Source organism: Streptomyces sp. NPDC104814, from assembly GCF_055583185.1.
The window spans coordinates 1,838,165-1,848,867 of sequence record NZ_JBVJOL010000001.1; the positions used below are offsets into that span (position 1 = coordinate 1,838,165).

General features: G+C 73.3%; 1 protein-coding gene. It reads left to right on the forward strand.

Annotated features, from left to right (window positions below; translation table 11 throughout):
- The first annotated feature begins 116 nt into the window (after positions 1-116).
- Complete coding sequence (locus ACZ64A_RS07745) at positions 117-10,613, forward strand: SDR family NAD(P)-dependent oxidoreductase (RefSeq protein WP_469808863.1); 10,497 nt, start codon at positions 117-119, stop codon at positions 10,611-10,613.
- The last annotated feature ends 90 nt before the right edge of the window (positions 10,614-10,703 follow it).

Here is a 10,703-nt window from a genome sequence, read left to right on the forward strand (position 1 = left end):
CCGAATCCGGATCCGTTCCAAAACGTTTCCGCCGCAATCTGTTCCGCCGATACGTGTGCCGCCGCAACGTGTTCCGTCGATATGTGTTCCGCTCTGTGGGAAGGCCTGAAGGGCGTATGACTGCGAACGAGGAAAAGCTCCGCGACTACCTCAAGAAGGTCACCGAGAGTCTGCAGCAGACGCGCCGCCGCGTCGCCGAACTCGAATCGGCCGACGCGCGGAACTCGGAGCCCATCGCCATCGTCGGCATGGCCTGCCGCTATCCCGGCGGGGTGCGTTCCCCGGAGGACCTGTGGCAGCTGGTCGCCGAGGGCCGCGACGCCATCTCGGAGTTCCCGCGCAACCGCGGCTGGAACCCCGACGCCCTCTACGACCCGGACCCCGAGCACCCCGGAACGACCACCACCCGGCACGGCGGATTTCTGCACGACGCGGGCGACTTCGACGCCGCCTTCTTCGGGATCAGCCCGCGCGAGGCACTGACCATCGACCCGCAGCAACGCATCCTGCTCGAACTCGTTTGGGAAGCCGTCGAGTCGGCGGGCATCGACCCGGCCGCCCTGCGCGGCTCCGACACCGGCGTCTTCACCGGGATCATGTACAACGACTACGGCAGCCGCCTCCAGCACCCCCACCCGACACCGCCCGCCCACGAGGGCCACGTCGGCATCGGCAGCGCGCCCAGCGTCGCCTCCGGCCGCCTGTCCTACACCTACGGGTTCACCGGCCCGGCCGTCACCCTGGACACCGCCTGCTCGTCATCGCTGGTGGCCCTGCATCTGGCGGCGCAGTCACTGCGCAAGGGCGAGAGCAGCCTCGCCCTGGCCGGCGGCGCCACCGTCATGGCCACACCCAACACTTTCGTCGAGTTCAGCCGGCAGCGCGGCCTCGCCCCCGACGGCCGATGCAAGGCGTTCTCGGCCGACGCGGACGGCACCGGCTGGAGCGAGGGAGCCGCGCTGCTCCTCGTGGAACGGCTGTCGGACGCCCGGCGCAACGGCCACCCGGTGCTGGCCGTCCTGCGGGGCTCGGCCGTCAACCAGGACGGCACGAGCAGCCAGCTGACGGCCCCCCACGGCCCCTCCCAGGTCCGCGTGATCCGTCAGGCGCTGGCTTCGGCGGGGCTCGCCCCGGGCGAGGTGGATGTGGTGGAGGCGCATGGCACCGGGACGCGTCTGGGTGATCCGATCGAGGCGCAGGCGCTTTTGGCGACGTATGGGCAGGGTCGTGAGGTGCCGTTGTGGCTGGGTTCGGTGAAGTCGAACATCGGGCACACGCAGGCGGCTGCGGGTGTGGCTGGTGTGATCAAGGTGGTGGAGGCGTTGCGGCGGGGGGTGCTGCCGCGCACGCTGCACGCGCAGGCGCCGACGGAGCAGGTCGACTGGTCGAGCGGCGCGGTGTCGCTGCTGACCGAATCCCGTCCTTGGGAGACCGACGGACGTGTACGCCGGGGCGCCGTGTCCTCCTTCGGCATCAGCGGCACCAACGCGCACGTCATCCTCGAACAGGCCCCCTCCACCGACGAGGTCGCGCCGTCGGAAACCCCGTCCCTCCCCACGCCACTGATCCTGACGGCCCGCTCCGAAGCCTCCCTCACCGCCGCCGCACGCCGGCTCGACGACCACCTTTCCTCCGCCCCCGAGCATGACTTGGGTGATGTGGTGGGGTGGTTGGCGTCGCGGCGTGGGGTGTTGGAGCGGCGTGCGGTGGTGGTGGGCTGGGAGCCGGTTGTGGTGCGGGAGGGGCTGTCCGCGTTGGGTGCGGGGGTGCCGCATCCGGCGGTGGTGGAGGGTGTGGCGGGTGAGCCTGGCCGGGTGGTGTTCGTTTTCCCGGGTCAGGGTGCGCAGTGGGTGGGGATGGCGCGTTCGCTGGTGGGGGAGTCGGAGGTGTTCAGGCGGCGGTTCGCCGAGGTGGACGAGGCGTTGTCGGAGTATGTGGATTGGTCGTTGGGGGAGGTGTTGGGGGATCCGGTGGCGTTGGGCCGGGTGGATGTGGTGCAGCCGGTTTTGTTCGCGGTGATGGTGTCGCTGGCGGAGGTGTGGCGCTCCTACGGAGTGGAGCCGGACGCGGTGGTGGGGCATTCGCAGGGGGAGATCGCGGCGGCCTGTGTGGCGGGGGCGTTGTCGCTGGAGGATGCGGTGGCTGTGGTGGTGCTGCGCTCTCGGGCGCTGACCGCGCTGGCGGGTACTGGCGGGATGGCGTCGGTGGGGTTGCCGGTCGAGGACACGGAGAGGCTGCTGGAGGCCTGGGCGGGCCGGCTGGGGGTGGCGGCGGTGAACGGGCCGCGGTCCACCGTCGTCTCCGGCGACGCCGAAGCGATCGAACAGCTGGTGGCCCGACACCGGGACAGCGACATACGGGTGCGCCAAGTTCCCGTGGACTACGCCTCGCACTCCCACCACGTGGATGCCTTGCGGGAGGAGTTGGCCGGGCTGATTGGTCATATTCGTCCGCGTGAGTCGTCGGTGCCGTTCTATTCGACGTTGACGGGTGGGTTGCTGGCGGACACGCGGGAGTTGACAGGGGAGTACTGGTTCGAGAATCTGCGGCGGCGGGTGCGGTTCCAGGACGCGGTGGAGGCGTTGTTTGCGGACGGGTTCCGGGCGTTCGTGGAGAGCAGTCCGCATCCGGTGCTGACGGCCGGGGTGCAGGACACGGTGGATGCGGCCGGTGCCGACGGTGTGGTGGTGACGGGCACGCTGCGGCGTGACCGTGAGGATCACGGTCCGTTGCTGACGGCGCTGTCCACGCTGTTCGTGCACGGCTATCCGGTGCGCTGGCCGGTACGGGTGCCCGCACATGCGGCGCCGCCCGCCGGACTGCCGACGTACGCCTTCGACCACCAGCCCTACTGGCTCGACACCCCGGCACCGACCGGTGGCGTGCGCAGCGAACGGCACCCGTTCGTGAGCACGCTGGTCGACCGCGCCGACGACGGCAGCCTGGTCCTCCAAGGCGCCGTCTCCCGCACCGCCCAGCCCTGGACCGGCCACCACGCACTCGACGACACCCCGCTGCTCCCCGGCGCCGCCCTCGCCGAACTCGCGCTGTACGCAGCCGACGCGGCCGGTCTCGACCAGGTCGAGGAACTGGTGCTCACCCGGCCCCTCGTCCTGCCGGACGACGAGCACACGGCCGTCGCCGTCCAGGTTGTGCTGGCGCCGCCCGAGGACGACGGCCGCCGCGCCTTCGCCGTCCACGCCCGCAGCGGCGACGGGCAGCAGGGCTGGGAACAGCACGCCGAGGGCACGCTGTCCCGGGCAGCCGAGGCCACGGACGATGACCACCCCCTGGGCCCGCCCACGGCCTGGCCACCCGCCGGGGCGGAACTTCTCGCGACACAGGGCCTGTACGCGCATCTCGCGGACCTCGGCGTGACCTACGAGGACACCTTCCACGGCGTACAGGCCGCCTGGCGGGACGGCGACACCGTGTACGCGGAGGTCGCCCTGCCCGACGAGATACCCCTGCCCGACGACGGCACCGCCGCCTTCGGCATCCACCCGGTGCTGCTCGACGCCGCGCTGCACCCCCGCGCGCTCCTCGACGAGGCCCCGGCCGGCGTGCGCATGCCGTTCGTGTGGTCCGGGATCACGCTCCGGGCGACCGGGGCGCGGCTGCTCCGTGTGAGGATCGCACCCACGGCCGACCGGAGCGCCGTCTCCCTCACCGCGACCGACCCCAGCGGCCAGGCCGTTCTGACCGTCGACAGCATCACTCTGCGCGCGCCCGCCCCGGCCGACCTCGCCGCACCGGCGGCGAGCCGCCCGACCGAGGACCGCCGGCCCGTGCCGCGGCCGCGGCGCAGGGTCGCCGAACAGGCGGGGCACGGTGGCGGAGGCCTGGCCGACCGGCTGCGCCGCCAGTCGGAGCGCGAGCAGCACGCCACGCTCAGGGACCTGGTCCGCGGTGAGGTCGCCGCCGTCCTCGGCTACGACGGTACGGCCACCCCGGCCGCCGACCGGGCCTTCAAGGACCTCGGCTTCGACTCCGTCCTCGCGGTCGAACTGCGCAACCGCCTCGCCCGCATCACCGGTCTGCGGCTGCCCGCGACGCTGGTGTTCAACCATCCGAACCCGGCCGAGCTGGCCGCCCACCTGCACAGCGAACTCCTCGCCCCGGCCGGCGCCACGACCGAGAACCAGGGCCCCGCGCGGAACGCCGGTGCTGCCGAGGCCGACGACCCCGTCGTCATCGTCGGCATGGCCTGCCGCTATCCCGGTGGGGTGCGTTCCCCGCAGGACCTGTGGCAGCTGGTCGCCGAGGGCCGTGACGCCATCTCGGCGTTCCCCGAGGACCGCGGCTGGAACGTTTCCGCGCTCTACGACCCCAACCTGTCCGCCCCCGGCACCACCTCCACCCGGCACGGCGGATTCCTGTACGACGCGGCCGAGTTCGACGCCGACTTCTTCGGGATCAGCCCGCGCGAGGCCACCGCGATGGACCCGCAGCAACGCCTCCTGCTGGAGACCTCCTGGGAGGCACTGGAGTCGGCGGGCATCGATCCCGCCTCCCTGCGCGGCTCCGACACCGGCGTCTTCACCGGACTGATCTACACCGAGTACGGCGGCCGGTCCCGGCTCGGCCGGCCCGACGCGGAGGTGGAGGGCTACCTCGGCACCGGCAGCGCGGGCAGCGTCGCCTCCGGCCGCCTGTCCTACACCTACGGGTTCACCGGCCCGGCCCTGACCGTCGACACGGCCTGCTCGTCGTCGCTGGTGGCGCTGCATCTGGCGGCGCAGTCGCTGCGCAAGGGCGAGAGCAGCCTGGCGCTCGTCGGCGGCGCCACCGTCATGGCGACACCGGACATGCTCATCGAGTTCAGCCGGCAGCGCGGACTGTCCCCGGACGGGCGCTGCCGTGCCTTCTCGGCGGACGCTGACGGCACCGGATTCTCCGAGGGCGTCGGCCTGCTGGTCGTGGAACGCCTGTCGGACGCCCGGCGCAACGGCCACCCGGTGCTCGCCGTCCTGCGGGGCTCGGCCGTGAACCAGGACGGCGCCAGCAACGGCCTCACCGCGCCGAACGGGCCCTCGCAGGAGCGGGTGATCCGCCAGGCGCTGGCCTCGGCGGGGCTCGCCCCGGCGGACGTGGACGCCGTGGAGGCGCATGGCACCGGGACGCGTCTGGGTGATCCGATCGAGGCGCAGGCGCTTTTGGCGACGTATGGGCAGGGTCGTGAGGTGCCGTTGTGGCTGGGTTCGGTGAAGTCGAACATCGGGCACACGCAGGCGGCTGCGGGTGTGGCGGGTGTGATCAAGGTGGTGGAGGCGTTGCGGCGGGGGGTGCTGCCGCGCACGCTGCACGCGCAGACGCCGACGGAGCAGGTCGACTGGTCGAGCGGTGCGGTGTCGCTGCTGACCGAGTCCCGTCCTTGGGAGACCGACGGACGCGCACGGCGCGCGGGAGTCTCGGCCTTCGGCATGAGCGGCACCAACGCGCACGTCATCCTCGAGTCCGCGCCGCCACAGCCCCAGCCGGCGCCCGAGACCCCGGAGGCCCTGCCCGTCCCGCTGATCCTCAGCGCCCGCACAGCCCCCGCACTCACCGCGCAGGCCGGCAACCTCGCCACGTATCTCGAAGCAGCAGAGCACGAAGCCGCGTTGGGTGATGTGGTGGGGTGGTTGGCGTCGCGGCGTGGGGTGTTGGAGCGGCGTGCGGTGGTGGTGGGCTGGGAGCCGGCTGTGGTGCGGGAGGGGTTGGCCGCGTTGGGTGCGGGGGTGCCGCATCCGGCGGTGGTGGAGGGTGTGGCCGGTGAGCCTGGCCGGGTGGTCTTTGTCTTCCCGGGTCAGGGTGCGCAGTGGGTGGGGATGGCGCGTTCGCTGGTGGGGGAGTCGGAGGTGTTCCGGCGGCGGTTCGCCGAGGTGGACGAGGCGTTGTCGGAGTATGTGGATTGGTCGTTGGAGGAGGTGCTGGGGGATCCGGTGGCGTTGGGCCGGGTGGACGTGGTGCAGCCGGTTTTGTTCGCGGTGATGGTGTCGCTGGCGGAGGTGTGGCGCTCCTACGGCGTGGAGCCGGATGCGGTGGTGGGGCATTCGCAGGGGGAGATCGCGGCGGCCTGTGTGGCGGGGGCGTTGTCGCTGGAGGATGCGGTGGCGGTGGTGGTGCTGCGCTCTCGGGCGCTGACAGCGCTGGCGGGGACTGGCGGTATGGCGTCGGTGGGGTTGCCGGTCGAGGACACCGAGAGGCTGCTGGAGGCCTGGGCGGGCCGGCTGGGGGTGGCGGCGGTGAACGGGCCGCGGTCCACCGTCGTCTCCGGCGACGCCGAGGCACTGGCCGAGTTCGTCTCCACCCACCGCAGCGGTGAGGTGCGCGTGCGCCAGGTCCCGGTGGACTACGCCTCGCACTCCCACCACGTGGATGCCTTGCGGGAGGAGTTGGCCGGGCTGATCGGTCATATTCGTCCGCGTGAGTCGTCGGTGCCGTTCTATTCGACGTTGACGGGCGGGTTGCTGGCGGACACGCGGGAGTTGACGGGGGAGTACTGGTTCGAGAATCTGCGGCGGCGGGTGCGGTTCCAGGACGCGGTGGAGGCGTTGTTTGTGGACGGGTTCCGGGCGTTCGTGGAGAGCAGTCCGCATCCGGTGCTGACGGCCGGGGTGCAGGACACGGTGGATGCGGCCGGTGCCGACGGTGTGGTGGTGACGGGCACGCTGCGGCGTGACCGTGAGGATCACGGTCCGTTGCTGACGGCGCTGTCCACGCTGTTCGTGCACGGCTATCCGGTGCGCTGGCCGGTACGGGTGCCCGCACATGCGGCGCCGCCCGCCGGACTGCCGACGTACGCCTTCGACCACCAGCCCTACTGGCTCGACATCACGCCCGACCGCAGTGACCCGGGCCTCCTGGGGCTCGACGTCACCGACCATCCGCTCACCGGAGCCACCACGACCCTCGCCGACGGTACGACCCTGTACACCGGCCGTATCGGCACCGGCGCCGACCCGGCGTGGCTCGCCGACCACGCCGTCGGTGACACGGTCGTCGTGCCGGGGACCGCGTTCGTCGACCTCGCCCTGCTCGTCGGGGAACAGGCGGGCGCTCCCCACGTCGACGAACTCACCCTGTGGGCGCCCCTCGTCCTGGACGGCACGCCCGTCGACCTGCAGGCGACCGTACGCCCCGACGGGGACGACGGGCCGCTCGAAGTCACCGTGCACGCCCGGCGCACCGGCAGTCCGGACCAGCCCTGGGTGCGCCATGCCACGGCCGTCCTGACGCGCGTGCCGCCGCTCGCCGCCGAGCCGGATTTCCGGACGGCGGGGGCCTGGCCACCGCCCGGTGCGACACCGGTACCGGTCGAGGGGCTCTACGACGACCTCGCGGCGCGCGGCTACACGTACGGGCCCGCCTTCCGCGGCGTCCGAGCGGTGTGGCGGCACGGCGCCGACGTCCTCGCCGACGTCGCCCTTCCCGACGAGGGACGGCTGCGCGCGGACGTGTCCCGGCACCCCCTGCATCCGGCGCTCCTCGACGCCGCCCTGCACCCGCTCGCCGCGGGGCTGCTGGACTCGGAGGACGCCGGCGCGGGGACCCGGCTCCCCTTCTCCTGGAGCGGGTTCACCTTGCAGGCCGCCGAGGCCACGGCGGTGCGGGTACGGCTGCGCAGGACGGCGAGCGGCGGAATCAGCGTGGTCCTGGCCGATCCAGAGGGCCAACTCGTCGCGCACGCCGAGGAGCTCGTACTGCGCGAACTTCCCGAAGGGTCACTGCTGCGGCCCGCCACCCGTGAGGGCGCTCAGGACGGCGGTCTTCACGTCGTCGAATGGGTGGCACGGGCCTGGCCAGAGGCCGTCCCGTCGATCGACGGCGTGCGAGCCGTAAGGCCGGAGGAGGCCGTCGGGCACTGGCTCGCGGCGGGTGACGTACCGCCCGTGGCTGTCCTGCCCGTCTCGTCCGGCCCCGACGAGCTGCCCGGTCCGTCCGTCGGGACCGTTCTCGGTGTCCTCCAGGCCTGGCTGGCTGACGAGCGGACGCAGGACGCCACCCTCGTCGTCCACACGCGGCGCGGTGTGGCCACCGGCCGTGCCGACCGCCTCGCCGACCCGGCGACGGCGGCGGTGTGGGGTCTCGTACGCAGTGCCCAGACCGAGAACCCGGGCAGGTTCGTGCTGGTCGACACGGACTCCGAGGGTGCGCACGACGCCCCCACACCTCGGGATGCCCACGGTCTCGACGACGCCGTGCTCGCCGCCGCGCTGGCGCTGGGCGAGCCTCAGGTCGCCGTGCGAGGACATGAGCTTCACGTGCCGGCGCTCGTGCCGCTGACCGCTGCCGCGCTCACCCCGCCGGACGGCGCCGGCGCATGGCGGCTCGCTCCGGCCGGCACCACCCTGGACGACCTCACCCTGGAGCCTGCGCCCGACGCCACCGGGCCGCTGGCTCCCGGGGAGATCCGCATCGCCGTGCGCGCCGCCGGGCTCAACTTCCGTGACGTCCTCATCGCACTCGGCAGCTACCCCGGTACCGCCCCGCTCGGCACCGAAGCCACCGGCGTCGTCACCGAGGTCGGATCCGGCGTGCCGGACCTGGCCGTCGGCGACCGCGTCACCGGGCTGTTCGGCGGGGGGATCGGGCCGGTCGCCGTCACCGACCGCCGGCTGGCCGCCCGGATACCGGACGACTGGACGTTCGCCCGGGCTGCCGCCCTTCCCGCCGCCTACCTGACCGCCTGGTACGCCCTCGTGGACCTGGCAGGACTGGAGGCCGGGCAGCGGATCCTCGTGCACTCGGCGGCGGGCGGTGTCGGGCAGGCCGCCGTGCACCTGGCACGCCACCTCGGTGCCGAGGTGTTCGGCACCGCAAGTCCCGGAAAGTGGCCGGTCCTGCACGGGCTGGGCCTCGACGAACGGCACGTGGCGTCGTCGCGGACCCTCGACTTCGAGGAACACTTCCGGGCGGCCGCAGGCGACGACGGGTTCGACGTCGTCCTGAACTCCTTCACCGGTGACTTCGTCGACGCCTCGCTGCGGCTCCTCGGCCGTGGAGGACGGTTCGTCGAGATGGGCAAGGCCGACATCCGGGACGCGGACGCGGTGCGCGCGATCCGGCCGGGCGTGTCCTACCGGGCGTTCGAACTCATGGACGCCGGGCCCGAGCGGATCGCGGCGATCCTCGGTGAGCTGCTGCCGCTCCTGGAGAGCGGCACCCTGCCCGCGCTGCCCGTCTCCGCCTGGCCCGTCGCCCACGCGCCCGCCGCGCTGCGGCACCTCGCCCAAGCCCGGCACACCGGCAAACTCGTGCTGACCCTGCCGCAGGCGCCCGACCCGGGCGGCACCGCCCTCATCACCGGCGGCACCGGATCGCTGGCCGCGCACGCCGCACGCCACCTCGTCACCCGGCACGGCATCCGGCACCTGGTGCTCGTCGGACGGCGCGGGACCGACGCCCCCGGAGCCACGGAACTCATCGCCGAACTCCGAGAGTCGGGCGCCGAGGTCACCGTCGAGGCCGCCGACGTCGCCGACCGGCAGCAGCTGGCCGGTGTGCTCGCCCGGATTCCCGACGCCCACCCGCTCACCCTGGTGCTGCACACCGCCGGTGTGCTCGACGACGGCGTCCTCGCCTCCCTGGACACCGCACGCCTGGAGGCCGTGCTCGCGCCCAAGGCGACGGCGGCGCGCCACCTGTACGAACTGACGCGCGGCGCGGACCTCGCCGGCATCGTCCTCTACTCCTCCCTGTCCGGCCTCGTCGGCGGCGCGGGACAGGGCAACTACGCCGCCGCCAACGCCTACCTGGACGCCCTGGCGGCGCGGGCCGCGGCGACCGACGGGCTGCCCGTCACCTCCGTGGCCTGGGGCCTGTGGGCGCAAGACGGCGGCCTGACCGGGCACCTGGACGACACCGACCGGGCGCGGATGGCGCGCGGCGGTGTCGCCCCGATGGACACCGCCCAGGGGCTCGCCCTCCTGGACGCCGCCGTAGGGGCACCGCATCCGGCCGTCGCCGCCGCACGCTTCCACCTGCCGCCCGGCACCACGCCGGAGAGTGTGCCCGTGATCCTGCGCGGGCTGCTGCGCGCACCCGGCCGGCGGATCGCCGCACAGGCGGCCACCGGCGAACACGGCGACGCCCTGCGCGACCGGCTCGCCGCGCTCGGCCCGCAGGAGCGCGTCGAGGCCGTGCTCATCCTCGTCCAGGCGCACGCCGCCGCCGTGTTGGGGCGGTCCGCCGACCATGCCGCGGGCGGTGACGAACGGGCCTTCAAGGACGTCGGGTTCGACTCCCTGACCGCCCTCGAACTGCGCAACCGGCTCGCCGGCGCGACCGGGCTCAAACTCAACGCCACCACCGTCTTCGACCACCCGACACCGACCGCGCTGGCCCGCCACCTGGCCGAACGCCTCGCACCCGCCGGCACCGGGCAGGACACCTCGCCGCTGGACGAACTCGCCCGGATCGAGGCCCTCGTACCGACCCTGCGCCACGGAAGCGAAACCCACAGCGCCGTACGCGCCCGGCTGCGGGCCGCGCTGCGCAGGCTCGACGAGCAGGTACCGGCAGGCGCGGCGACGGTGCCCGGACCTGTCGAGGACGACCTCAGCGACGTCACCGACGAGGAACTCTTCGCGGCGCTGGACCAGGAGATCGAGACCCCGGACCCGCGCTGACGCCGGCCACCGCCACCGGCCCCGCGCCGACGACGGCCGCCGCCATCCGCCCGGGAAGGCGCCGGCCGCCGCCACCGGCCCGCGCCCATG